The organism is Marinomonas sp. 63XJN7_9_ISO-PGPR-S23-217 (assembly GCF_056173515.1).
This window is the reverse complement of record NZ_CM149678.1, coordinates 219,035-244,201: the sequence shown is the minus strand read 5'-3', so window position 1 is coordinate 244,201 and position 25,167 is coordinate 219,035. Positions and strand designations below refer to the sequence as shown.

Annotated in this window: 25 protein-coding genes; 14 read left to right on the top strand and 11 right to left on the bottom strand. The window is 44.8% G+C overall.

Annotation, left to right across the window (positions count from 1 at the left end; all coding sequences use genetic code 11):
- Window positions 1-118: 118 nt before the first annotated feature.
- The 4 genes from AC0VYI_RS01105 to AC0VYI_RS01090 all read right to left on the bottom strand — a co-directional run bounded on the left by AC0VYI_RS01105 (window position 119) and on the right by AC0VYI_RS01090 (window position 5,204).
- A complete protein-coding gene (locus AC0VYI_RS01105; RefSeq protein ID WP_475446720.1) occupies window positions 119-1,297 on the bottom strand; it encodes an esterase-like activity of phytase family protein in 1,179 nt (392 codons plus the stop codon).
- Between the two features lie 157 nt (window positions 1,298-1,454).
- Window positions 1,455-2,129 (bottom strand): aspartyl/asparaginyl beta-hydroxylase domain-containing protein, encoded by a 675-nt coding sequence (locus AC0VYI_RS01100; protein WP_199475561.1) that lies wholly within the window; start codon window positions 2,127-2,129, stop codon window positions 1,455-1,457.
- Between the two features lie 52 nt (window positions 2,130-2,181).
- Window positions 2,182-4,032: a DUF3857 domain-containing transglutaminase family protein gene (locus AC0VYI_RS01095; RefSeq protein WP_475446717.1), complete on the bottom strand. Its 1,851-nt coding sequence runs from the start codon at window positions 4,030-4,032 to the stop codon at window positions 2,182-2,184.
- 251 nt (window positions 4,033-4,283) lie between these two features.
- The gene (locus AC0VYI_RS01090; RefSeq protein WP_475446716.1) at window positions 4,284-5,204 is read right to left on the bottom strand and encodes a LysR family transcriptional regulator; all 921 of its coding nucleotides are present in this window, start codon (window positions 5,202-5,204) and stop codon (window positions 4,284-4,286) included.
- 115 nt (window positions 5,205-5,319) lie between these two features.
- Between AC0VYI_RS01090 and AC0VYI_RS01085 the strand changes: the two genes are divergently transcribed.
- The 6 genes from AC0VYI_RS01085 to AC0VYI_RS01060 all read left to right on the top strand — a co-directional run bounded on the left by AC0VYI_RS01085 (window position 5,320) and on the right by AC0VYI_RS01060 (window position 11,205).
- Entirely contained in the window at window positions 5,320-6,084 is a 765-nt protein-coding gene (locus tag AC0VYI_RS01085) for a 5-oxoprolinase subunit PxpA (protein ID WP_233407610.1), read from the top strand.
- Window positions 6,085-6,181: 97 nt separating this feature from the next.
- Window positions 6,182-6,430 carry an acetyl-CoA carboxylase gene (locus AC0VYI_RS01080; RefSeq protein WP_475446713.1) on the top strand — a complete coding sequence of 83 codons (249 nt, stop codon included), beginning with the start codon at window positions 6,182-6,184 and terminating at the stop codon, window positions 6,428-6,430.
- Window positions 6,431-6,438: 8 nt separating this feature from the next.
- Window positions 6,439-7,842 (top strand): acetyl-CoA carboxylase biotin carboxylase subunit, encoded by a 1,404-nt coding sequence (locus AC0VYI_RS01075; protein WP_475446711.1) that lies wholly within the window; start codon window positions 6,439-6,441, stop codon window positions 7,840-7,842.
- On the top strand, window positions 7,823-8,710 hold the full coding sequence (locus AC0VYI_RS01070) for a 5-oxoprolinase subunit B family protein (protein ID WP_475446709.1): 888 nt from the start codon (window positions 7,823-7,825) through the stop codon (window positions 8,708-8,710). Before AC0VYI_RS01075 ends, AC0VYI_RS01070 begins: the two co-directional genes overlap by 20 nt.
- Window positions 8,700-9,677, top strand: a complete 978-nt coding sequence (locus AC0VYI_RS01065) for a 5-oxoprolinase subunit C family protein (RefSeq protein WP_475446707.1) — start codon at window positions 8,700-8,702, stop codon at window positions 9,675-9,677. Before AC0VYI_RS01070 ends, AC0VYI_RS01065 begins: the two co-directional genes overlap by 11 nt.
- A 214-nt stretch (window positions 9,678-9,891) precedes the next feature.
- Window positions 9,892-11,205 (top strand): purine-cytosine permease family protein, encoded by a 1,314-nt coding sequence (locus AC0VYI_RS01060; protein WP_475446705.1) that lies wholly within the window; start codon window positions 9,892-9,894, stop codon window positions 11,203-11,205.
- 65 nt (window positions 11,206-11,270) lie between these two features.
- Here AC0VYI_RS01060 and corA read toward each other — a convergent pair whose 3' ends face one another.
- Together corA and AC0VYI_RS01050 are read right to left on the bottom strand one after the other, a co-directional pair.
- On the bottom strand, window positions 11,271-12,224 hold the full coding sequence (gene corA, locus AC0VYI_RS01055; protein WP_199475570.1) for a magnesium/cobalt transporter CorA: 954 nt from the start codon (window positions 12,222-12,224) through the stop codon (window positions 11,271-11,273).
- Window positions 12,225-12,609: 385 nt separating this feature from the next.
- Window positions 12,610-12,756 carry a hypothetical protein gene (locus tag AC0VYI_RS01050; RefSeq protein WP_199475571.1) on the bottom strand — a complete coding sequence of 49 codons (147 nt, stop codon included), beginning with the start codon at window positions 12,754-12,756 and terminating at the stop codon, window positions 12,610-12,612.
- 281 nt (window positions 12,757-13,037) lie between these two features.
- On the opposite strand from AC0VYI_RS01050, the gene AC0VYI_RS01045 reads away from it, so the two are divergent.
- From AC0VYI_RS01045 to AC0VYI_RS01030, 4 genes are all read left to right on the top strand, one after another.
- A complete protein-coding gene (locus tag AC0VYI_RS01045; RefSeq protein ID WP_475446702.1) occupies window positions 13,038-13,958 on the top strand; it encodes an EamA family transporter in 921 nt (306 codons plus the stop codon).
- A gap of 101 nt (window positions 13,959-14,059) precedes the next feature.
- Window positions 14,060-14,713, top strand: a complete 654-nt coding sequence (locus tag AC0VYI_RS01040; RefSeq protein ID WP_475446700.1) for an HAD family hydrolase — start codon at window positions 14,060-14,062, stop codon at window positions 14,711-14,713.
- 92 nt (window positions 14,714-14,805) lie between these two features.
- On the top strand, window positions 14,806-15,504 hold the full coding sequence (locus tag AC0VYI_RS01035) for an AHH domain-containing protein (RefSeq protein ID WP_475446698.1): 699 nt from the start codon (window positions 14,806-14,808) through the stop codon (window positions 15,502-15,504).
- Between the two features lie 19 nt (window positions 15,505-15,523).
- Window positions 15,524-16,087, top strand: a complete 564-nt coding sequence (locus AC0VYI_RS01030) for a hypothetical protein (protein WP_475446695.1) — start codon at window positions 15,524-15,526, stop codon at window positions 16,085-16,087.
- 106 nt (window positions 16,088-16,193) lie between these two features.
- Here AC0VYI_RS01030 and AC0VYI_RS01025 read toward each other — a convergent pair whose 3' ends face one another.
- Window positions 16,194-17,081, bottom strand: a complete 888-nt coding sequence (locus AC0VYI_RS01025; protein ID WP_475446693.1) for a DMT family transporter — start codon at window positions 17,079-17,081, stop codon at window positions 16,194-16,196.
- A 101-nt stretch (window positions 17,082-17,182) separates the two neighbouring features.
- Between AC0VYI_RS01025 and AC0VYI_RS01020 the strand changes: the two genes are divergently transcribed.
- Together AC0VYI_RS01020 and AC0VYI_RS01015 are read left to right on the top strand one after the other, a co-directional pair.
- Entirely contained in the window at window positions 17,183-17,758 is a 576-nt protein-coding gene (locus tag AC0VYI_RS01020; protein ID WP_233407612.1) for a CGNR zinc finger domain-containing protein, read from the top strand.
- Between the two features lie 237 nt (window positions 17,759-17,995).
- Window positions 17,996-18,646, top strand: a complete 651-nt coding sequence (locus tag AC0VYI_RS01015) for a glutathione S-transferase family protein (protein ID WP_475446691.1) — start codon at window positions 17,996-17,998, stop codon at window positions 18,644-18,646.
- Window positions 18,647-18,738: 92 nt separating this feature from the next.
- On the opposite strand, the gene AC0VYI_RS01010 is transcribed toward AC0VYI_RS01015, so the two are convergent.
- The 3 genes from AC0VYI_RS01010 to AC0VYI_RS01000 all read right to left on the bottom strand — a co-directional run bounded on the left by AC0VYI_RS01010 (window position 18,739) and on the right by AC0VYI_RS01000 (window position 21,013).
- Window positions 18,739-19,530, bottom strand: coding sequence for a DODA-type extradiol aromatic ring-opening family dioxygenase (locus AC0VYI_RS01010; RefSeq protein WP_475446689.1), 792 nt, complete (start codon window positions 19,528-19,530; stop codon window positions 18,739-18,741).
- A 277-nt stretch (window positions 19,531-19,807) separates the two neighbouring features.
- Entirely contained in the window at window positions 19,808-20,185 is a 378-nt protein-coding gene (locus tag AC0VYI_RS01005; protein ID WP_475446687.1) for a VOC family protein, read from the bottom strand.
- Between the two features lie 144 nt (window positions 20,186-20,329).
- Entirely contained in the window at window positions 20,330-21,013 is a 684-nt protein-coding gene (locus AC0VYI_RS01000; protein WP_475446685.1) for a helix-turn-helix transcriptional regulator, read from the bottom strand.
- Window positions 21,014-21,477: 464 nt separating this feature from the next.
- Between AC0VYI_RS01000 and AC0VYI_RS00995 the strand changes: the two genes are divergently transcribed.
- Window positions 21,478-22,680, top strand: a complete 1,203-nt coding sequence (locus tag AC0VYI_RS00995) for an OmpA family protein (protein WP_475446683.1) — start codon at window positions 21,478-21,480, stop codon at window positions 22,678-22,680.
- 429 nt (window positions 22,681-23,109) lie between these two features.
- Entirely contained in the window at window positions 23,110-23,697 is a 588-nt protein-coding gene (locus AC0VYI_RS00990; RefSeq protein WP_199475583.1) for a porin family protein, read from the top strand.
- A 191-nt stretch (window positions 23,698-23,888) separates the two neighbouring features.
- On the opposite strand, the gene AC0VYI_RS00985 is transcribed toward AC0VYI_RS00990, so the two are convergent.
- Window positions 23,889-25,121, bottom strand: coding sequence for a TIGR03862 family flavoprotein (locus AC0VYI_RS00985; RefSeq protein WP_475446681.1), 1,233 nt, complete (start codon window positions 25,119-25,121; stop codon window positions 23,889-23,891).
- Window positions 25,122-25,167 lie beyond the last annotated feature (46 nt).

Sequence of the window (25,167 nt, the reverse complement as noted above, 5' to 3'; positions counted from 1 at the left end):
ACCCGCAAAAACCATGACGCTAGGCCTATTTATATACACTTTGTAAATGATTCTTATGTTTTTTTGACTATTATCCTTCAATCACTAAGTGACTTTCCTAGGAAAAAGATCGTCTGTTTTAATCCTTTTTATACACCACTTTAAAAGCTAATAATTGCGTCACTTCCGATGCATTGAAATTATTATCGGATATAAGAACCAGTGTGCGTTGACCATTCGCTAATTTGGGCCCCCATGTGATACCTTCGATGTTATCGAGTTTCGGTAGACGCTTGTCATCATTCAAATTCAGCAACAAGTGTTTTTTCATCGGCAGATATTGTCCTGGTACCAAGGTTTGCACCCCAATAACGTTAGTCGCGTTATCAATATCCGCCTGATAGATGCGAATATAATCATGATAGTGCCCTGCGGCATCCTGAATGCCTGCACGCTCCACAACTAATAACTGTTGACTGTTCAACGCCAAAATTTCTGACACGCCATTGTCGGCGTGTTTACCTGCTCCTGGCTTCGCTGGCAGTGGATCAATCGGGTATACGTACTCACCGATAACATCCCCTAACTCATCATAACGAATTACTCGGGAATACGCGCCTTTCGTCAAAGAAGGCAATGCGCCATCTTGCTTTAAAGGAGCTTCCATCGCGGCAAAGTACATTTTTCCATTGGGGGTAAAGCTACTGCCTTCTAGAGCAAAATTATCGCGAAAGCCCACTTGGTTATTGTTCGGGTCATAGCGGTAGGCTTGTGGAATGGGTAAATCATCAAAGTAATGACCATCCATAAACGCATCGCGGATAAAAGGGCTCATCCCTAGAACACGATCCCCTTCACTGGTATAACGAAAACCCGTTGTGAAGGGATTAAAACGAATAGACTCAAAATCCGGCACCATTCCCTTATGATCTTTTTCATAGGTTTCCTTACTCGGATAAAGGGTGTCATCAGGCTGATAAAGGGAAATCATCTTGGTTAAGGTCATCGGGCCGACTTTATCTTTGGTAACCGACATGCTCCCCAAATACGCACGTGCTGGCCCTTTACTGGCTCTGTCATCGCTGATCATCAACCATTGTTTGCGATCCGCACTGTAATCAATCCCTGACAAACCACCGACTAAGACATGATCAAATTTTGTATCATTTGGAATAATGTATTCCCCAATGTAATCCAGTCGAGAGATGGGGAAGTTAGACGAATTGTCATCCAGTATAGAGTCAGTATTAGAAGCAGCCTCTGCAGTGAGTGACATGCAACTTAGCAGCAAACACGCCACTATATGTGATTGTTTCATTTGTACTCCTTTCACTCTTACTCTTATAGGTGTTTCTCATTCTCAATAATGTGTACTTGCCGCTATCGACGGGCAAATAGTGACTCATAACAAATAGTGACTTATAAATAGAGACATGCAAAAGCACTGACCGAGCGCATCAAAAAACGCCTATCCATTACTGGATCTGCGCTTTTCGAACCGCCTCTTTAAACTCTTCAGTCTGCCTTAATGCAGCTAAAATCCGCTCGTACAACCAATTCAAATGCCAAGGCAAACGACGTTTCACATCCAGTAATAACACCACCCGAGTCGATGGGGTGAAATTAGACGCACCATGAGGGAAAGCATCGTCCCACAGCAAGCCAGTACCTTCGGTTAAGTCCACACGCTGGCCATCAATAGTAAGAAAACACTCGCCGGGGGCCACAAACAAAGGCAAGTGATAGCGCATCACGCCTTTATTCGGTCCTTTGTGAATAGGCACATCTTTTCCCGCTTCCATACAAGAAATCAACGCACTACTAATAAGCAGGTCGTTCTCGCGCACCAAACGCACCAAGGTCGGACTGATGGACTCATTCATGTACACACCATACATTTTGACAATGGCGGTTTTCCACTTGTGTGAGTCGGTATTGGCAATGTCGTATTGATGGGCATCCACTTGGCTAAACTCCGGTACCTGCTGCCATTTTGACTCTAGATAGTGTCCCACTTCATGCCTAATCTGTTGCCAGTTGTCTTCAAATGCCTGACCCTGTGGGAACAGTTGCGATTTATCCAATATCGGTTCATTACGAATCCATAACCTGAAATACTTATCAACACAAAAAGCCAGCACACGCTTCATACAGCAATCTCCCGGTTACGTCCTTCAACGTACTTAGACTAGCCCTAAATCATTACCGTTTTTTGAGGCTCACTATCGACTGTTCATCATCAATCACGGCTCTAGCAATGTTTTCAACTGAGTCATAATGTTTCGCTGGTACCTGTCGGACTTTTAAAATCAGTTCTCGATCCACCACCATACTATGGCCTTTCAAACGATAGCTCGCCACAAAATCACCAACAGAATTACGTACATTCACATTTGGTGGCAAATCGTCAAAGCGATAGCCCTTAGGTGGCGTGAGAGTAAAGTGCCAATGCAAGTCTTTAGGCTGTAGCATCACTGGGTAACGACGTACCGCATCTTCCCGCAAATATTGCTGTGGCGGATCTTGTGGGGCAAAATTTGGCATATCTGGCAAGACAAATGCCCGCGTTCCCACATGCAAGGCTTTGCGCGAGATCCAATCCATCGAAAAGCTAAAAGGCACATCCAAATTATGAGGGTCTGTTGTTTTAATATGCCCAAACCCGTAGTGGGGCAACAAGGATAATGCCTGCTTCAGCGCATCTTGTCGGTTCTCTTTATTCGACAACTGATAGCGCAAATAAGAGGCCAATATAGGCGACATGCTAACGTACGCTTTGCCCTTAATGGTGCCATCACGACTAATTTTAATGTCGCCGTTGGTGACAAAACGCGCCTCTCTAGGGATCACTTTCGGCGTACGAGTCAGCTTTGGATGCTTACCCACTAACAGGACTTGTTTATTGCTTAAGCCATAATCCAACACCCCAAATGAGGCGCTTTGATCAGTCGGGTTAGCGTATAAGTGAAATTCTGGCAAATAGATAATCATGTGGTTAAAGGCTTCCACAGAAGGTGCGGGCCAATCCACATTACGGTTACTCCAATTGATGATCGCGGGATCCGACTTAATGCCTTTTGCGGTCAATAAAGCCTGCAATAACACCACATGGTCTTTGCAATCGCCATAACCATTCTCCAGCACTTGATTGGCACTATGGGGAATCCAACTCGAATTGGCGGTTAAATACATCGCCACATAGCGAATGTTTTTCGTCACCCAGTCGTATAATGCACGAGCCGCCGCTTTGCCTTGTTTACCTTGGGTAATGTGATTCGCCAACGCTTGGATTTCGGGGGTTACATCCGCTTTGTTAGCCGATAAATGATAATAGTCCTTTGCTAACTCAAGGTAACTGGTGATGGTCGATACACTCAACAGGGGACTAAGATCCAATGGGTTAGGCATATGATTTTCGTACAATGAAGGAGAAGCACCACGCATATGATATTGGCCCGTGATTACCCGACGGTCTCCTTCAATCTTATTGGTATACTGAAAACCATTCTGGACGCCAACACTCAAGGGCAGAGAAGCAGGGGCATAGAGCGTCACATAGACATCACCATTGTGGAAAATGCCCGCCGAAAACGCATCACTATAGCCCAGTTTATAGGCTTTAAAAGTCGTGATCTTCACTTCTGCGTGCACTTTAGAGCCAATTTTTACTTGCGGAAACAATATGGTCGCCGTCTTGGTGGAGACAAAGCCTGGCGCATCTTGCGCGGCGGCACTAGGCCGGATTAATACACTGCTGGCTGGCACATCGATTTTCTGTCCATCCGGTTGAAGAACCCAAGCACTCAACAGTTTATAGGTCTGATTATGGGGGTCAAAGGTAGTCGAAAACTGTCCGGCATTATCAATGTCGGTCGCCCTAAGTACCGTGCGATCAAACGTCGTCACATCCGAATAGGTTTTATCTTTATGCAAATGCACCACATCATGAATCTGGTATTCTGATGTTTTCACACTCGCCATTGCCGGCAAGCTTCCCCATGCAAACATCAAAACCAAGCCTAACGTCGTCGTCACTCGATGGAATCTCAACATATGTCTCTCTACTCACTTGTTTACTCAGTGGTCGCGGGTACTCTGTGGCAGTACAACCACTGTATACAGATATGGCACAACCGTGCTTTAGCAAATGTATCCGCTTCACTGACAAAAAGCCGCTTTAAAAAAACGGCGAATAACACTCTTCCTCTTTTATAGCATTTCTTTTGTTTATATAGACACGCAGAACAATAAACTGACAAAATTGACGACTTATTGTGACGCTCTTTTATGACACCTTCGACGATTTAGGAGCGCTTCGATAGATTTTGTTGCGGCATTAAAAAGCCTTGTTTGAAGTAGTCGCGAATGGCACTCATTGCCGGCGTAAACACTTTATCCCGACGCCAAGCAAGACCCACACTCATGGAGAACACAGCATCATCCAGCAAACGCGTTTCGATACGCCGACCTTCCAAGGACCAAGGGCGATACACCAAATCCGATAAAATCGCCACACCTAGCCCATTAGCAACCATGCTCCTAACTGACTCAACGGAAGAGGTGCGCAAAATAATATTGGGCTCAAGTTGTTTGAGTTTCCAGTAACGCATGGCACTTTGATCGGCTTCGTCTACGGTGAGCATGATAAAAGGCTCTTTGACAATATCTTCCAGGACCAAATCCGTTTTGCGGCTAAATGGGTGATTACTGGGCATCCAAAGCCGCCTTTCAGAAACAAATAAGCGCTCTGATTTGATGTCTGGGTGAGTCAAGTTATCCGTTAGCACCACCGCCATATCGATAGAATCATCCGCAAGACGAGCTTCGATATTCACCCGCTCATACTCAAACAACTCCATGGCGATATTCGGATACCACTGGGACAAACGCTGCAAATGGTAAGGCAAAAAATACCCTTGTACGGTGTAACTGGCGGCAAGGCGCACTTTCCCTTCGGCATCATCATCGGTATGAGGTAGATTTAGCGCTTCATCGACACTGCGTAAGACTTGATAGGCGTGATTTAAAAAATGTCGCCCTCGATCCGTCAGGCTGACACCTTGCGTACTACGTAAAAAGAGTTCTACCCCTAATAAATCTTCCAAATCGCGAATCGCAGTCGTGACCGCCGACTGAGAAATATTAAGATGAATAGCCGCCTGGGAAACCTGACCAATTTCAGCAGTGGCCACAAAATATCTTAACTGTCTGATCGTTAGCGCCATCGTCCACCCACCTTATATCTGTTTTTTAGATACTACCCTATCAAAAAATAGATCTTTTTAAACACCACGTTTCATTTATATAGTGATTGAACATAAAAACAGAAAGGACAGTTTGATGAGATTAGTAGACCTCAATTCGGATATGGGAGAAGGCTTTGGCCCTTGGACCATTGGCGATGGTGTTGATGAACACATCATGCCATTAATCAGCTCCGCTAACATCGCCACAGGATTTCATGCAGGTGACCCAACCACGATGGCTCAGACCGTCAAAATGGCAGCACAGCATGGTGTATCCATTGGCGCCCATCCTGGCTTTCGGGATCTAGTGGGCTTTGGCCGACGTCATATGATCGCCTCAGCAGACGAGTTGGTGAACGACATCCTCTATCAAGTTGGCGCATTGCGTGAAATTGCGAAATTGCACGGTCTTACCTTGCAACATGTCAAACCCCATGGAGCGCTTTACATGCACGTGGCTAGCAATGACGAGATCGCGGAACTTTTGGTAGAAAAACTGCACGCGTTGTCACCAGAGCTAATGTTGTATGCGATGCATGGTTCGAATGTTCATAAGGTAGCCAAACGGGTAGGTCATCCTGTGATCTGTGAATTTTATGCAGATCGTGACTACGACCTTTCTGGTTCCATTGTCTTCACCCGTCGCGTTGGCGCGTTGGACCCAGAACAGGTAGCCCAAAAAGTTCTCCGAGCCTGCCAAGAAGGCAAAGTCCGCACGGTAGAAGGCGAAGACATCCCAATCGAATTCGACTCAATTTGTATTCACAGTGATACCCCCGGTGCCCTAGCGCTGGTGGAAGCGACTTATAAAGCCTTGCACGAAGCGGAGATAGACATTCGCTCACCAAGCCAATCATAGCGAGGTTAAGCATTTGAAATAGCAGGCTTTTGACGCATTTTTAAAGCAGAAAAGATTCTTATAAAAGAACAATATAATCATTCAAGAGGAACAAAACATGGCTACCCTAGACATTATCTCCCCCCTCCCTGGCGTCTTCTATCGACGCCCATCACCGGAGTCTGACGCCTTTGTTAACGAAGGGGATCAGGTAGAAAACACAACGGTGATAGGACTAATCGAGGTGATGAAACAGTTTTCTGATCTCACTGCCGACGCCCAAGGTACCTTAATCCGCTTCTGCGTGGACGATTCTGAGCCCGTTGAGCCAGGTCAAGTCGTTGCCATTATTGAAATCCAGGAGTGATGTGTCCCATGAACTTTTCTGATCACAGACTGCTGATTGCTAATCGTGGCGAAATCGCCGTGAGAATTATTCACGCGGCGCAAGCGTTAGGTATCCGAACCCTTGCCGTTTGCAGCGAAGCCGATAAATTATCCTTACCCGCCATGTTAGCGGACGAAGTCATGGTCATCGGTCCTGCCCGAGCTGACCAGAGTTATTTAAGGGCAGAGCTTATTCTTGAAGCGGCCAAACAAATGAATGCCACGGCTATTCATCCAGGGTATGGCTTTTTATCTGAAAATGCCGATTTCGCTCAAGCGGTGGTGGACGCGGGCTTAATCTTCATTGGGCCTGATGCCAATACCATTCGCCAAATGGGCGATAAAGCCTGCGCACGCACCACGGCCCAAGCGGCTGGCGTCCCGGTCGTTCCCGGTTCTGATGGCGAAATAGACTCATTAGAAGACGCCATTGCCGCAGCGCAAACCGTCGGTTTCCCTCTGCTTATCAAAGCCTCTGCGGGTGGCGGTGGTCGCGGTATTCGAATTGCTCGTAATGCCAACGAACTGGCAAAAGAATTCATCATCGCACAAAGCGAGGCCAAAGCCGCCTTTGGTTCTGGTGCTGTCTATTTAGAACGCTTTATTGAAAAAGCACGCCATATTGAAGTGCAAATACTGGGCGATGGAGAGCATGCCATTCACTTATATGAACGGGAATGCTCCTTACAACGTCGACGTCAGAAAGTGTTTGAAGAGGCGCCTTCTCCCGCTTTATCGACAACCATCCGTGAGCAACTGTGCCAAAAGGCCGCCAAGCTGGCGCAAGCACTCCATTATAAGGGGGCGGGCACCTTAGAATTTCTCTACGATGATGCAACCGAAGCGTTTTTCTTCATTGAAATGAACACGCGCATTCAAGTGGAGCATCCTGTCACCGAAGCCATTACAGGGGTCGATTTAGTGCAATGGATGATTAAAGTCGCCCTCGGTGAACCCTTGTCTATTCAACAGGATGACATAACAATCAACGGTTCAGCCATTGAAATGCGAATCAACGCAGAAAATCCAGCAAAAGGCTTTTTCCCAAGTCCTGGTCGCCTAACGCATTTGCAATGGCCGCTTGGTGAAGGTATTCGTATCGACACTCATCTGTTCGATGGCTACCTCATCCCACCGTATTACGATTCGTTGTTAGCTAAGATCATTATTCACGGGCAAACACGTCAACAAGCCTTTGAACGGGCGATAACCGCACTCAATGAGACGCAAATAGAAGGCGTACTCACCACCATGCCGTTGCATAAAGCATTACTGCAAGATCCCGCCATAAAAGCAGCGGACTTTGATACCGGCACACTGGAAGTGTGGTTGCCAGAAAACCTTCATAAACTGATTGAAAAGGAGAAGGACGATGCTCTCACAACCCATTAGATATACCTTTGGCGGTGATGAACAACTGTTTGCCGAGATATCTGAATCCATGTCGTTAGCGGCTTTTTTCAAAAGTCTGGGCATGGTGCAAGCCATTGAAGCACAACGCATTGACGGCATTTTAGATGTCTGTCTTGCCAATGCGTCCTTCCAAGTACGATTCAATCCGGATGTGATTCATCCAGACATCTTGCTTGCTAAAGTAAAAGCCTTAGAAAGTATGGCACAAGATCATAGCAAACAACGCTTAGACACCCGTATTGTGGAAATCCCCGTACTTTATAACGATCCTTGGACCCATGAAACTCTCATGCGCTTCCGTGATCGCCATCAAGATCCCAATTCGACCGATCTAGAGTATGCAGCGCGCATCAATGGTCTTAAAGACGTACAAGCCTTTATTGATGCCCACTGCGGCTCGCCTTGGTTTGTGTCTATGGTGGGGTTTGTCGCAGGACTCCCCTTTATGTTTCAAATGGTCGAACAGGCGAAGCAACTTGAAGTCCCCAAATATTTAAGTCCACGCACCGATACCCCAAAACAAACCCTTGGCCACGGTGGCTGTTTTGGCTGTATTTATTCCGTTCGCGGAGCCGGTGGCTATCAAATGTTCGGCGTGACACCGGCGCCCATTTACGACCCACAGCAAACCTTATCCTATTTAAAAGACTCCATGGTGTTTTTCCGTACGGGTGACATTGTTCAGTTTAAACCCATAGACAGAGCGGAATACGACAGGATTCTAGAGGAGGTCGAAAACGGCACCTTTGCGCCAAAAACTCAAGCCTTTACCTTTGATTTAAAAGACTATCAGGCTGATCCTGAACAGTACAAAAAAACCATTATGGAGGTGCTTTATGTCGATTAATGTCATCAAACCTGGCCTGGCCACCGCCATTCAAGATAAAGGTCGCGAAGGTTACTATCATCTAGGCATACCCCCTTCTGGCGCGATGGATCAATACTCTATGACGCTCGCGAATTTATTGGTCAATAACAATGAAGGGGATGCCGTACTGGAATGTGCCTTGCTCGGCCCAGAGCTGCTTTTCCAACAGGATGCCATCGTCGCCGTGTGTGGGGCTCGTATGTCCCCCAAAGTCGATGGCGCCGTCATGCCATTGGATACCTCATTTTTGATCAAAGCAGGACAAACATTGAGCTTTGCTTATCCAACCGCTGGCGCACGAGCTTACCTAGCCGTGGCAGGGGGCATTGATGTACCTATGACCCTTGGGAGTCGCGCGACTTACACCCTTGGTGCCTTAGGAGGTTATCAAGGTCGTCGGCTAGAAGCTGGGGATGAGTTGCCGATTGGCAAGCCGAAAAAAGCCGCAAAAGAAGGCCAACATCTTCCCACAGAATGCATTCCCCCAATTGAGAAGGAAATGCCCTTACGCATGATAACAGGCATGTATATTCATCGCTTAACAGATGATGCCGTAGAACGCTTCTTTGAAGACATCTGGACGGTTGGCAGCGAAGCCGATCGCATTGGCTATCGCTTCAAAGGCGGACGGGCGATGGAGTTCAAGCCTCGTCAGCAACCTTTTGGCGCGGGCTCCGATCCTTCCAATATCGTTGATGCTTGCTATCCCATTGGCTCGATTCAAATTCCAGCGGGCAAGGAACCCATTGTGTTACATCGGGACGCCGTTTCCGGCGGTGGTTATGCCACCATCGGTACGGTCATCAGTGCGGACATGGATCTAATCGGCCAGATGCAACCCAACTACAAAACACGTTTTATTCCGGTCAACATGGCTGAGGCGCTAGAAGCCCGTCAGTTAAAACAGCAACAACTCGATAAGGTGCGCCATCACTTAAAAATATAAACCGTTTAAACAGATAGCGGCTTAAACGAGCAATAGCAACAAAACGGGGCGGATCATTCATCTTCTAATAATCAAATAGAGTGATTCTGCGTCTTCTTCCCAAACCGGCTTTTCTCCCATGATGCAGACAACCGCTCTGTGTCACGGGAGCGCTTGAGCCAAAAAAACAGAAAACAACACAAAAAATCATAATACTCACAATGAGGAACACAAAATGGCCAGTTTAGTTCAGCAAGAATCGACTCAAGATGCCTCCAACCTCCCCGTGCCAGAAGGCGCCAGAATGGGGGCATTTTCTCTTACTATGGCATGGTGGGCGGTCTGCAGCGCGATATTTTATATTGTGGTTGGGGCGTCCTTAGCCATGAGCTATGGTGCGAAAAACGCCATCATAGGTATGGTGCTGTCTGTCATCAGCTACGGCATCATCAATGGTATTATCAGTCGTTACGCGATCAAAGAAGGTTTATCCGTGGCCTTGTTCTCACGGCGACTATTTGGCTCTGCTGGCGCCTCCCTTGCCACGCTTATCTTCTTCTCTACCGCGATCTATTATGCGGTATTTGAAGGCTCTGTTATCGCCGTTGCCATGAACAAGATGTTCCCATGGTTAGATTACAAATGGGCCGCCTTAATCGTTGTGGTTTACAGCGTCTTGTTGATTTTCGGCAGTGTGCAGAAGTGGCTAGATAAATTCAATGGCGTCCTCTTACCCTTTTATATCATAGGGTTGATCGCTGCGGTGGTGGTCTCCATTAGCGAATATGGCTATCAGGCTAACTGGATCAACTTAGGGTCAGCAAACGCAACACCATTTGGCTGGTGGAACTGCTTCACTTATTACATGGGCGTTTGGGTATTAATGTTATTCACCTTTGATTACGCACGCTTTGGTAAGCCAAAAGACAGCACTTACCATGCTCGTTATAACTTCGGCATGCCTTTTTATCTGATCACCTTTTTGCTCAACGGTATCGTGGGTATCTACCTGATTGCCAGCATTCCACAAGATGCCGCCTTAAGCGAAGTCTCTGTGGTGCTGTCTATCATTAAGCTTTTGGGAATTTGGGGGCTATTGTTTGTGTGGGTGACACAAACCCGTATTAACACTGCGAACTATTATCTAGCCACTGTAAATATGCAGGCCTTTTTCGATAACATCTTACGCATCAAAGCCCCTAAATTGGTATGGTCTCTTGTGGTTGGTGCGGTGGTGTACGTCTTGATGTTATCCAATGTCTTTTCTTACATTTTGCAAGCGCTCGCTTATCAAGGCGTGTTCGTCGTCGCTTGGGTTGGCGTGGCCTTAGCACATATTTTATTTAAGAGTCACAATGACATGATGACTGAAAACAACCATTTGAATCTCGTCGGTTTGATTGCCTGGTTACTCAGCACCGTGGTCGGTATTCTGATTATGCATTCTGCCATTGCTTCATTTGCCGCCCCCGCGACCTTTATTGTATCGATTGGCTTTTACTCCTTCGCAAAACAAAAAGGCATCACGCCAACCCACTCCAAGGCTTAACACGCCAGCATTAAAAAGCCCCAATGAAGAGCATTCATTGGGGCTTTTTAAGTCCGTGTTAGGCATTACAACCAACCACGGTGTTTAAAGTACCAATAAGGCGCAAAGCCTGAACACACCATCAAACCTAACGCCGCCGGATACCCATAGGTCCAGTTTAATTCAGGCATAACATGGAAGTTCATCCCGTAGATACTCGCGACCAAGGTAGGAGGTAAGAACACAACCGATGCGATGGAGAAAATTTTGATGATCTTGTTCTGTTCAATGTTGATGAAGCCTTGTGTCGAGTTCATCAAGAAGTTAATTTTATCGAACAAAAAGGTCGTATGAGACATCAAGGTCTCCACGTCTCGCATGATCTCACGCAAGGTTTCTGAGTATTCATGGCGATTACGGAGATGACGTAACAAGAAGGAGATATCACGTTGGGTATCCATCAAACACAAACGAATTTTCCCGTTACTGTCCTCTAATCTAGCCAGCTTTTCAATGATACTGTCCAATTCACTTTCGTTCTCTTCCAAAACAAGATGGCTGACCCCTTCTAATTGGCGATGCAGGTCTTCCAGTGTATCGGCATGGTTCTCTACTTTATTTTCGAAGAGCGTGACCAATAATTGTGCAGGAGAATCCACCGCAATCTGCCCACGACGAGCCCGCATGCGCAGTAACCGGAAATCGGCGACTTCGCTTTCGCGAATCGTAATCAGGCGATCATTTTGTAAAATACAAGCAACCGTCGAGGTTTTATGACGCCCTTCCGTTTGATTTAAAAACAAAGAGTGAACGTGAATTCCCGCCTGATCAACAAAACAGCGAGCGGATGCCTCAATCTCTTCAACATCGTCCGATTCGGGTAAATCCGTACTTAAGATAGCTTGCAGCTGTAAACGTTCATCATCATCCGGTTCCGCCGCGTCAATCCAGTCTGCTTCTTGTTGTAACGTGGCAAAATTATCATCTTCTTTAGGAATTTCTTGAATCAAGCCGTTGTTGATTTTAAAAAATCTTAGCATACGTTTACCTCGGTATAATCGATACCTTATTTCAGTCAAGCCGTATTATTCAGTGCATTTATCTGCAAAGTATAAAGACGGAAAATGAGTATTTTATGACGGCGTTGCATTATCCGTTCGACCAGCGACGTCTGATTAGAAAGATGCTGTGCATCATACTGATGACGTCCTAGGTCGTCACTCATTAATCAAGCGAAGCGGTGAAAAAAGATCAAAAAAGACCCAATCAAATCATCACCTTTCAATAAACTATGATTATACCTATGTTGGATGACACTTCTAATACGAATGTCATTAAGGAAGATGCAAAGGCACAGCAACTACTAAGATGTCCCCGTGCCGAGAGTCGGTGTATCCAGATGCTTAACAGTGAAGGTAGGCTAAGTCACTCCGTCTCCATTAAAAGACGTAACTCATCCTGTAACGCTTCAATTCGTTCTACTAAAATATGCTGTTGTGAATCTGGCACCTGAGAAATATCTTGTAAGGATATCTCTTCCAAGTCGTTAAGCAACTGCAGTAACTGTTCCATGTATTTCACTTCTCCCTTGATCACCCTCAAAAATCCCTATTAAGCTACCCTAGATCTCCGCTACTAACCTGTATAAATCAAGACAATAATGCACTCTTTTGTAAAAATAGCCCCTAGAGACCCAAGACGCTAGCAAACAAAAAAATAAGTCTTCTCGGTGTTATTAAGGTGCGATATAAGAGACACCATTACAAAAAACGCGTTATCTTGTCAGTCACAGATAACGCGTTTATGGACAGACTTGATATCTCAGGCTGCCCTCATCAACAAGGAAAACAGGAATGACGCTCACCGCTATCATGTTGGTTTTGTTGTCCGCTTTTATGCACGCGGGGTGGAATTTCTTTGGCAAAAAAACCAGCCCCACTCTCGGCTTCTTTCTGTTAACCATGATCGCTGGGGCGCTAGTATTTTCCCCTGTTATTATTTGGCAGTGGCCATTAATTTGCGCCTTTCATCGCGATATTCTCTTGTTGCTGTTCGCCACAGGCTTTTTTCACTCACTGTATTTATGGGGGCTAGCGGAAGCCTATCGCTCAGGGGATATGTCCATTGCCTATCCTCTTGCTCGCTCTTCACCTTTGATCATTGTCGCCATCTCAAGTCTCTTTCTGGGTCAGCAAGACACTCTTTCTATCCAAGCAGTTGTGGGCATTGTGATGATCGTGGTTGGCTGTTTATTCATTCCATTGCCCAGCTTCAGCGATTTTAGACTCCGCAATTATCAAAATCGCACCACTGTATTTGCGTTACTGGCGGCGTTCGCCACAGCAGGCTACTCCCTAGTGGATGATCGTGCCACGGCTTTAATGCGCGCCTTAACCGATGCAGCAGGCATACCGCTAGCCAGTCCTTGGCAGGTGTCACTTTTGTATGTCACCTTACAAGCTGCCTTTTCGGTAATATGGATGATCTGGTTTGTCCTATTCACCCCAAAACAACGGCAGACATTTGGCAGAATGTGTATGACACAATGGCGTATCGGCTTACTAACAGGCGCTCTCATGTTAGGCACTTATTCATTAGTCATTTTAAGCATGGCCTTTGTTAGTAACGTCAGCTACGTGGTTGCCTTGCGACAATTGAGCATTCCACTGGGCGTGTTATTTGCGGTGATCAGCTTTGGAGAATCCCTGCGCGCGCCTAAAGTAATCGGTGTAACCATCACCGTTATCGGCTTAATTGCCGTCGCCTTAGGGTAAAGGTAAGCTGCCCTTATTTTGCGGACTGACATTCAATTGTCATGTCTTTCTTTTTAACTGCGTTTTCATTCTCATCGTTTTGAAATTTTTAAGGAACCACCATGGCACTGGCCTTTTTCGATCTTGATAATACCTTAGTCGCAGGCGATACCGCCCAAGCCTTTGCGGAATACATCACCGCGAGCGACCTGCCGACACCCGATGACTTCCTAGCCGTTAATCTTGCTTACATGGCTGAGTATGATGCTGGCACCCTAAACCTTGAAGACTACATGCGTTACACCTTATCGCCTTTGTTTATTCTAGACGCGGAACAACGGGCCACATTAATCCATCAGTTTATTCAAGACGTCGTGAAAACGATGGCGCTTCCTAAAGCTTTCGACCTGTTAGCCAAACATCAACAAAACGGTGACGAACTTATCATTATCTCCGCCACGGGGTCCCATTTGGTCGCCCCTATTGCCGCTTACCTTGGTGTTAAGCACAGCCTTGGTGTTGATCTCGAATATCAAGATGGACGTATAACAGGGGCGCTCGTTGGTACCCCAACTTTTCGCGAAGGAAAAGTCATCCGTGCCGAACAATGGGCCAAAGACAATGGCCACACCATGGACAACATCTACTTCTACAGCGACTCCCACAACGATCTGCCTCTGCTAGAAAAAGCGCATTTTCCCATCGCAGTCGACCCCGATCCGACCCTAGAAAAAATCGCCACCGAACGTGGCTGGAAAGTGATTAGCTTGCGGTAGAAAGTGAACCATTAAATAGCCTCGAATTGACTTGCTAACCAAAGCTACTTAGTATTTTTCATCTATGACATATACAAGGAAAGTAAAGTAAAGTGACAAAACAATATGCAGAAATCCCAATGCCAACAAGACCAAGTGACCCTACACCACTTGAGATGGCAATTTATAATTATGAGTTAAAAGCTCGTAACTTTCATAATGCAAAAAACGCGCAAGTATCAGTCTATGAGACATCCGAAGAAAAAGCTAAACGACTTTTGAAGATTGACCAAGATTGGAACCATCTGAAGTTAGAACGCAGAAAAATAGCAATACAAGCTAGGTTACAAGAGGAGTTAGAACGATACCGCTCAGAAAATCGTGAGAAATCAATAAAAGAATTATCCTATGAGTCCCATCACCCAACCAGAAAGTTAGCAAAAAATCTCTTTGCAGTCGGAGAACCTAAGCCAACGACAATGCATGAGCCCCATCATATTATTCCAGGAAAGGGCCGACACCTAAAAATGCTGATGGTACAGTGCCGATTAAACTTGCATGCTTACGGTATTGGAATTAATGATCCTACCAATGGTATTTGGTTACGTAATTTTGCAAAAAACAAACCTGATGATTGGGCCACTCCAGATTCACCATCTCATAGACCATTACATACACAAAAATATGAACAATGGATTGCTGACTTTTTCTCAAACGACAATTTACCCGAAGGTGTATTTACAAAACGGTTAAGTAAGGTGAAGAGAGATCTTAGAAATGGTACTCACCCATCAAATATTTTAAATACATAAAATTAGAGAAGTAATACCTATGCCCGTTTATAGAATAAAATACCCTGAAGACAGTTTTGAGGTGATTGATCTTGATATGTTTGCATTTGCCGACATTATTGGAGATGAAGATTTAACTCTAGTACGAAGTCAACCAAGAACAAATGAGTCACTAAAGTCACGCTGGAAAAGTGTCAAATGCAATATAGCAGAGGAATGGAAAAATAAGCCTTTACCAGCTATATCCTATTGGGGAAGCTATCTTATTTTTACTCAAAAAGCCTATGACGTGTTTGCCAATACTCTCGAACCATTTGGAGAGTTTTTACCCTTACTTGCAGAAGGTAATCAGCTATACATCTACAATTGTCTTACATTTGTAAGTGAAGATGAAACTCAATGTATTCGATCTTATGAGGATGGCTACCCAATAGGCTTCAAATCATTAGCCTTTGAAAACAGTGACCTTAAAGATAAACAGGTCTTTAAATCCAAACTTTTTGGCACACACACCCTCTTCGCTACAGATAGCTTTAGATCTCTTTTTTCCCAAGAGAATATGACTGGAATAAGATTTGATACAGATCTAGTCGATCCTTTCTAATTGAGCTATATTCATCCATGTAGAGAATAATCAGTCTGTACTTGACAGGCTGTACTCTCTCTAATCTATCGTCTCCTCTGATTTCTCAGATATTCAACATCGTTTTCTAGTTATCCACCCATTTTGATTTTATAACCTCCTTCTCGGTTTTAAGATTATAAATGCCTCCCAATATAATTAGCAATATTCCTATCCATGAATATAGACTTGGAAAGTCATCAAATACAATCAGCCCAAGAATAGCTGAAAAAACTATTTCAAAGTAGAGAAATGGTGCTGCGGTTTTTACATCTAAGACCTTAAATGAGATCAAAGAAAAAGCATGAGATAAGAAAGACAAGAACCCTATTAAAAAAATGAAAAACAACCCACCTAATGAGATTTGATGAATAGGAAAATAATCTTTAAAAATCAAAGGAAAACTTAATAAAAATCCAAAAAAATTCTGGATCAATAAATTATCCTCTTCTCTTACTAAAATAGATGATGCTCGAGTTAACACTATATAAATACCATATAAAAATCCACTTATAATGGACAGAAAAACAGAGTGAACATCTAGGTTTTCTGGATTTATTATCAACATTATCCCCATAAAACAAAAACCGATAGAAACAACATTTCTTAGGCTGAAAGGTTCTTTTAAAAATAGACAGGAGAGTAACGTCGCAATAATAGGACCAGTAAAATATCCGCCAAGAGCAATAGCAATTGGAATTCGAGAAATAGACCAAAAAAAGCATATCATCGACAGCATCAAAATAGCGGAGCGGCTAACATGAAGAAATTTTGCTCCACAAAAACTGATATATGCCCGAGCTGGGGCTTGAAAGACCAATAGAGCGATAAGAAAACTCACTAGATATCTCGAACATACTAGGAAGCTTGGAGTTAATGTACTTGTGAGTAGCTTGGCGATCGTATCCACTATCGGTACAATCGCAACGCTCAGGATCAATATCACTAAAGCCTTCAGCTTGCTCACAGGTTTCATAGTTTTCTCACTTGAGTAACTGTTAAAAGTAAATATAACAGTTACAGAAAAAATTGAAACCTATAAATCTCATTTTAACAGTTACACCACATGCGAGGGCCATGAATGTGGACATAGACAGCTATGAGTTTACAGGGATTAGAATCAGCCTATCATTCGTAAATCAGCTACTGCCTGGCAAGCTTCAAGGCAATGAATTTAAAGGGAAAGTTGATTTCTCTACCCTTACCGATATCCTCAGCGAAGATCCTGGAAGTCTTCAAAGGCTTGAAGAAAATCACGTTGAAGAATTCGTCAGTCTGGCCAAAGTTCTACGAGAAATCATAGTACTTCTTGGGAAAGGGGAGGTTTCAACAAGCGCACAAAAGCTAAACGCTCTTATGAGTGAATGCCCAGCAACGCCTTCACTTGAATGTGATGAAAATGGTCATTGGCACTTACACCACCACCCACTGGATGCAGGGTTAATCGCTATGTGGACCGCCATTTGTGCCGAGGGGCTAGCCAGAATGGTAGGGGAGCAACATTATCACAGGTTTGGTGTATGCGAAGCTGTCGAATGTGACAGAGTTTTTTTTGATACATCAAGGAATGGTCGGCGACGTTTTTGCTCAGTAAGCTGCCAGAATCGAACAAAAATAGCAGCATTTCGCTTGAGAAACTCAAAGAACAAGTAAGTCTAGCCTATCTTTTAGAATTCTCCGAAGGTAAACCTAGGACTTTTGCACAAATCGTTTCTTTCAATCTAAAGCGATGCTCACTGTCTAAGAGTGAGTACTAGACCTCTATTCACTTATACGCCAAATAATCAAAACATGAGTCATATGCTATTTCATAATAAACTGTTTTTTTCATCAAAATGGGTAACAATGCCTTTATAAGACAAAAGACACAGCAAAAAGGAAGCTCCCCCCATGAAACTTATCATCGCCAATAAAAACTATTCGTCTTGGTCATTGCGAGGCTGGATGGCACTAAAAGCATTCAATATTCCATTTGAGGAAATCAAACTTTCTTTATCTACTGAGGCTTTCTACAAAGAGCTTGCCCAATATACACCGATTGGCAAGGTGCCAGTTTTGTTGGATGGTGATTTGAGCATATGGGATTCACTCGCCATTTGTGAATACATCAACGAAACCTACTTAGATGGAAAAGGCTGGCCCGCCGATAAACACCAGCGAGCACGGGCTCGCTCTATTGTCGCAGACATGCATTCAGGCTTTTTTGGTATTCGCAACGAAATGCCCATGAACTGCCGGGCAAAACGTCGCGTTGAACTAAGCGATCAAGCCAAAAAAGAGGTGGACACACTCGATCGTGTTTGGACGGAGTTGAGACAACATACCCCAAACGGCCCCTATTTATTTGGCGAATTCAGCTTGGCTGATGCCTTCTTTGCCCCGGTTATCTTCCGCTTTAAGACTTATGGTATTGAGCTATCGGATGCTGCTCGCGACTATCAACAAACCATGTTAGCGCATCCAGCAATGAAGTCATGGCTAGAAGACTCTGTTATCGAAACCGATATCGTCGAAGCGGGTGAAGCTGGCGAACCCGTTTAACCCTTCAATAAAAAACACCCTGCTTTCGCTAAGAAAATAGGGGGTTTATGTCTTTACCTAAGAGCTAAGAAGCGTTTACCTCAGCAAATGACTTAATCAAACCGAAAGCTAGAGGCCGTCCAGCCACCAAAGATCCCTTCATCGTGATAAACGCAGCTTGCTTCGCCCTTTTCAGCAGCGCCAAGGGCGACCATCAAGGGAATCAAATGATCTTCTCTTGGATGACAAATCCTTGCGTACGGTGCTTTGTCCCAATCAACTACTCTTGCACTACGCTCTGCTGGTTCAGAGTTCAACAAGGTTTCCTGTAACCAGGCATCAAAGGCATTGGATGGTTTAATGGCTTGTGGACCTCTTAATCCAAGGTTATGAAAACTCAAGCCACTGCCGACAATTAAAATGCCCTCTTCGCGCAGAGGCGCTAATGCACGACCCAAAGCCAAATGTTCTTCAGGATCTAAGTTCGATTTGAGAGAAAGCTGAATGAGTGGCATATCCGCTTCAGGATACATCACCGCCATGGGAGCAAACGCACCATGATCGAAACCTTTTTTATCATCCAAATCCACCGGAAAACCTGCACTTTTTATGAGTTCAGCGACACGAACGGCAACGTCTGGCGCACCAGGCGCTTGATATTTCACTTCATAGGTATGAGCAGGGAAACCGTAATAGTCGTATTCCATACCTGGTGCCGGGTTGGATTGCACGCCAAAGGTTTGTCGCTCCCAATGCCCGGAAATCATCAATATCGCTTTTGGCTTTTCGGGCAACTGCTTTGTCATATTTACCAATGACGTTTCAAGATTGATGAACATGGCTCGCATGTCTGGGATATAAGGCCAAGGGCCGCCGCCATGGGAGATAAAATAAGTTGGTAACATACTGTGACACCTCATAAAACTTTCTATTAAGTAATGATGCGCCAACTCGATATTAATCGCTTAACATTAATCATATGAGGGCGCTTATCAGATAGGAAGAGTCTAGGTCTCATACTCGTGTCAATCAACAAGCAAATTTTTAGCATTGCCTTCTAAAAATTTGAACACTCAAACCATTCGTTTGGTTATTTGTCTCAAGCCATTTATCTCAAACGCTTTGCAACGCCTCGACGGACTTCATCCGCCGAGGCCATCACCTCCCTCATAAACCAATACGTTATTCGGTTTTCTCATAGCAAAAAACACGTAGTCGATGCCCATCAAGATCCGTAATGGTAAACGTGAGACCAAAATCCATCTCTGTCGGTGCTTGAAGGATATTCACCCCAAGGGCTTGCCACTTGGAGTACTGAGCCTGTAATGCAGTGACATCCGGTACCATAAAAGCCACTTCCATCGCACCCCCCTGTGCCGCCTCTACGGTAGGCTGCACCTCTGAAGTCGCCCATAGGCCAAATTTATTCCCCGCATCACTGACAAAAAGCGCAAAGCCATCGCTCATTTCAACGGGCTCTCGCTCTAACAGTGGGCGATAAAAATCCACGCTGCGAGACACATTGTCTACATACAAAATACTAAAATTAGAAAGCTCCATGTTAATTATCCCCTTTATCAATGGTGATATGCGCGATCTAGAGCGACCTCGCCCTGTCACGTCATCGAGTCGCTGCCCGATGTCCTAAAGAGTAAAGAGAAGGCGTGTCAGAAACTGTCAGCAGAAACTTTTTAAATCGATGAATTAGGAAGCGTTCAAAGTCGCGCGCCAATTTTTCAGCAGGACATGACGCGGCGTTTTGTAGCGGGTTTCCTCTAATTGACAAGCAAGAATTCGGTCTGTTCGAAAATGACGAATCGCTTGTCGTAGCTCGCACCAAGCCACCAGCACACGAACCTCATCAAAATACCCCAGTGCGAAGGGCCAAATACGCCGCTCGGATTGGTTGTCTTTTAGGTCGCGGTAGACAATAGACAGAATACGTTCATCTCGGATCGCTCGACGAATATCCGCCATATTGACAGTGTCCATTAGTGACTCTTTACTCGGACCGATTAATAGCGAGGTATCGTCTAGGATATTTTTTAATTCAATCGGTAAAACGGCCGCAATTTTATTGAGCGCACTTTTCGCCCCCTCGCTTAATTGAGAGTCCGTTCTTTCAGCAACCCAGCGAGCGCCTAACACCAGCGCTTCAATCTCTTCTTCTGTAAACATCAAAGGAGGTAATAAAAAACCTGCGCGCAGCACATATCCCATGCCTGCTTCTCCCTCAATATTGGCTCCTTGCGATTGTAAGGTGGCAATATCTCGATACAGAGTACGCAGACTAACACCTAATGTTTCAGCAAGATGTTTACCTGTCACCGGATAACGATGACGCCGTAACAAATCGATAAGTGCAATTAAGCGCTGGGCACGAACCATTTTAAAAAAACCTCACGTCCACATTTAATTCTTAGTGAGCACTATCATAGAAATAAATCTTCCTTAATCTCAAATAAAGAATCCTGTTTAACCATTTAGTAGACGACAAGAATGGCGTTTTACAGTTCTAAATTGTGTCACAATTAATTATTTTCACTTTTCAATTGAAAATCTCTTGTCATGACTTATCACTTTCCACCCATTTTCTTCCACGGGTTTTACAAGATCAGTGTTAGGGAAGTGCCTATTCAGTAAAGCCCCCGTCATGATTGCGATACAGCGTGTGTGGTGCTGGTTTTTTGTGCAATTTAGGGGGGCTTTTCAGACACTCAAAACAAGCCTAATGTAGATAGCAGATCAACAACAAACAGAAACAAATTGCACAAACAGATTGAAAGAAAAACTCGAAAGAAAACGAATTCTAATACTCTCTAATCAATCAAGGTTAATCAGGAGATAACATTATGTCTATACTATTTAGTAAACGCACTCTGTTCAGTGGCATCATTGCAGCATCATCTTTATCAACCATGGCTTTTGCTGCACAACCACACCAGGGCTTTACTGTCACACCCAGCATTGGTCATTATCATTTTAATAACGATACACACATTGATGATAATACCGCTTACTCATTAGGGCTAGGTTATCAGTTTAATAATCCTTGGGGAGTTGAGTTCAATTATCTCAATGCCAATACCAAAAAACATGGTAATAAAGTCGACGTAAACCAATATCGTTTGGATGGTATCTATAATATTGAACAATTTAGTACCACAAAACTAACCCCTTACTTAGCCGCTGGTATTGGTGCAGTAAAGTATAATAAGGGAATCGATACCACTCATACTCAAGTTAACTTTGGTGGCGGTGTCAAATATGCCCTAGCACAAAATCTAGCATTGCGTGGTGATTTCCGAGTCATCGAAGACACCAATGACAATAAACTGGATAATGTCACCTCTTTAGGTGTTCAGTATACCTTCGGTGGCCCCGCTCACGCGTCCACAATGAGCAATACATCGGATAGTGATTCCGCGTATTCTGAGCCCACAACGACGACTGCAACCATGGAGCAAACGTCTTCGGACACACAACCTGCGCAATCACAACCAAATGTTGCAGCAACCGCCAGCTCTGATCAGCCTGCGGCGGCCACTTCAACCGATAACCAACCTGCTGCAGCGGCAACGAATGACCAACCAGTCAAACAAAGCACAGTAGATAACTCAACAACGAGTACGGCTCAAACCACAACAGCGGCCGCTGCGACCACTGCCACTGACCAAGCCAATACTGCGACCAAGGCAGTCGCCGCTAAACCAGAACAAGTCGAAATTAAGTTTGCAACAAATTCTGTATCCGTACCGCAAAGCGTGTATCCAAAATTACAGAAAATAGCGACTTATATGCAAGCTAATCCAAACACAAGCGTCACGATTAAAGGTTACACAGATAACACAGGTAACCCTGTTTACAACGTAAAACTATCTGAAGACCGTGCCCTTGCTGTGGCACAGGTATTAAACAGCACCTTCAACATCCCACAAAGCCGTATGGCGACCGTTGGCTATGGTGAAGCACAGCCTGTGGTACCAAATGATACGCCAGCACATCGTGAGCAAAACCGTCGAGTCATTGCTGTCGTAGTTGACTCAGCGCAATAAGCTTTCATGTTCTACCCGATCTATCCTCTGGATGGTGACGGTTAAATTGCATTCCTTTAGGGCCCAATAGACTTTCTATTGGGCTTTTTTTATTTGAAGAAAAGTGCTTAAAAGTGCGTAATGACATCAAACTTTCCACACAGAGTATCCTTAATCGCCTTAGTCCAATCACAATATTTTAGGGCAAATTTTAAGTGAAAAAAAAATGTAATAGTTTTCACCTTTACTGATCGAATTGCCCAAAAAAAATTCATTTTTTCCTAATGAAATCAACTATTTTCTATCGAATCAGTCAATCTAACGTCATGATTGCACAAGCTTAGTTGACTTCCCTTTTTTTGCTTATTTAGGCAGGGGTTTTCAGCCAGAAAAAATCCAGTATTGTAGTCAACAGAACCGAACAACATCTTGTTCATTAAGGAGAAAAACATGTCTATTGCACTTAACAAACGTACTATTTTTGGCAGTATCATTCTTGCCTCTTCTTTATCTACAATGGCTTACGCGCACCCACAAGAAGGCTTCACTGTCACACCAAGTGTTGGCTATATGCATACAGATTCTGATTTACACCTTAAAGACAATGCCTCCTACTCTCTTGGACTAGGTTACCAATTTGATAACCCATTTGGTGTCGAAGCCGTTTTCTTACGCTCAAACCAAAAACCCAGTGGTGGTGGGACTCACCAAGCAGTTGATCAATACCGTCTCGACGGTATCTACAACCTACCAACACTGCAAAGCGTGAATTTAACACCGTATGTGGCTGCTGGTATTGGCAGTACTAAATACGGTAAATACACCGACTATGACAATGTCGATCTCAACGCAGGTGGCGGTGTAAAATATGCGATCAATAAAGATTTGGCAGTTCGTGCGGACTTCCGTCTGGTTAAAGACGTAGACGCAGGTCATCTTAATAACGTGACTTCTGTCGGTGTTCAGTACACCTTTGGTGCACCAGTGAAGCCCGTCACTTCAAGTGACTCTTCCAGTTCTAGTAACACAAGCTACTAAGCACCACTGTCGAATGAACACGTTTTTTCTTAATGCCCTTATAGATGATGGGGTGACATGTGCAAGCAACGGCGATGTGACCTAACAAGTAAGCAGAGAGATAGAACGCGCGACGGGAGAACGCCCAATGGCAACATTGGGCGTTTTTTCATGATCAGTAACAGAGAATAATGAGCTAACTAGCGTGCCAGTCACTTTTGAGCCGCTAACCAGTCACACACACCTCGTCCAGCTAATCGTCCAGTCGCAAAACACCCCGTTAAAAGATAACCGCCCGTGGGCGCTTCCCAATCCAACATTTCGCCCGCACAAAACACACCGGGCATGTTGAGCAACATCAGGTCATCGTTCACGCTCTGCTCACACACCCCACCAGCAGAGGAAATGGCTTCGTCAATCGGTTTCACTCTGTCAAACCATACGGGAAGGCGTTTCAAACAACGCGCCAGCGTGTCTGGCGTTTGAAACTCTGTCTTGGTGAAAGTTTCATAGAGCAAGGCGGCCTTCACACCGCTAATACCGACAGTGCGCTTTAAATACTTACTGAAAGATTCCTTCGGTTTGGTGTGTTGGAGTTTTGTGATGACCTGAGCGTCGTCTTGTAACGGTAGTAGGTCGATCGTTAATAACGCCTTACCGTCTCGATTGATTCCATCCCTTAGGTATTTGGAAAAGGCATAAATAAGGCTGCCTTCCATACCGTCGTGCGTCACAATACACTCGCCCTTACGACGGACGATATCACCGTTCTCCAAGGCGACCTGAAACGATACATCCTTTAATGGTTGACCTGCCCACTTGCTCTGAAGATGCTCACTCCAATGGCTATGGAAGCCACAGTTGGCACTTTGTAAGGGAGCAAGCCCAATATTGGCTTGATCTAATACACCCCACCAAGCACCGTCTGAGCCAAGCTTAGGCCAACTCGCCCCACCCAACGCTAAGACAATGGCATCTGCATGCGCCGTCACCGTTTCACCAGAGTAGTCAAAGCTCGCCGAGTGCGCTGATACCTGAGTCATTTTATGGCGCATATGAAACCTTACGCCGCTGTCTCGTAAACGTTTTAACCAATGGCGCAATAAAGGGGCAGCCTTCATATCCGTCGGAAAGACACGATCAGAGGAGCCTATAAAAGTCTCGATTCCTAAGCCATGGATCCAATCACGCAGTGCACCACTATCAAAATGGCGTAGCGATTTGTCCATCCAATCCGCTTTATCATAATAACGCTGAATAAATTCAGGATAAGCCTCAGAATGGGTAATGTTCATGCCTCCCACCCCCGCCAGCAAAAACTTACGGCAGGCACTGGGTTTGGCATCATAGACGTGAACCTGATGACCCTGCGCACAAATGTACTCCGCCGCCATCAAGCCTGCAGGGCCAGCGCCAATGATCATAACGGTTTTTTGTGTTTGCACGCGCATCACCCTTTTCAAGACCCGACTAAAAACGGGCATGATAAAG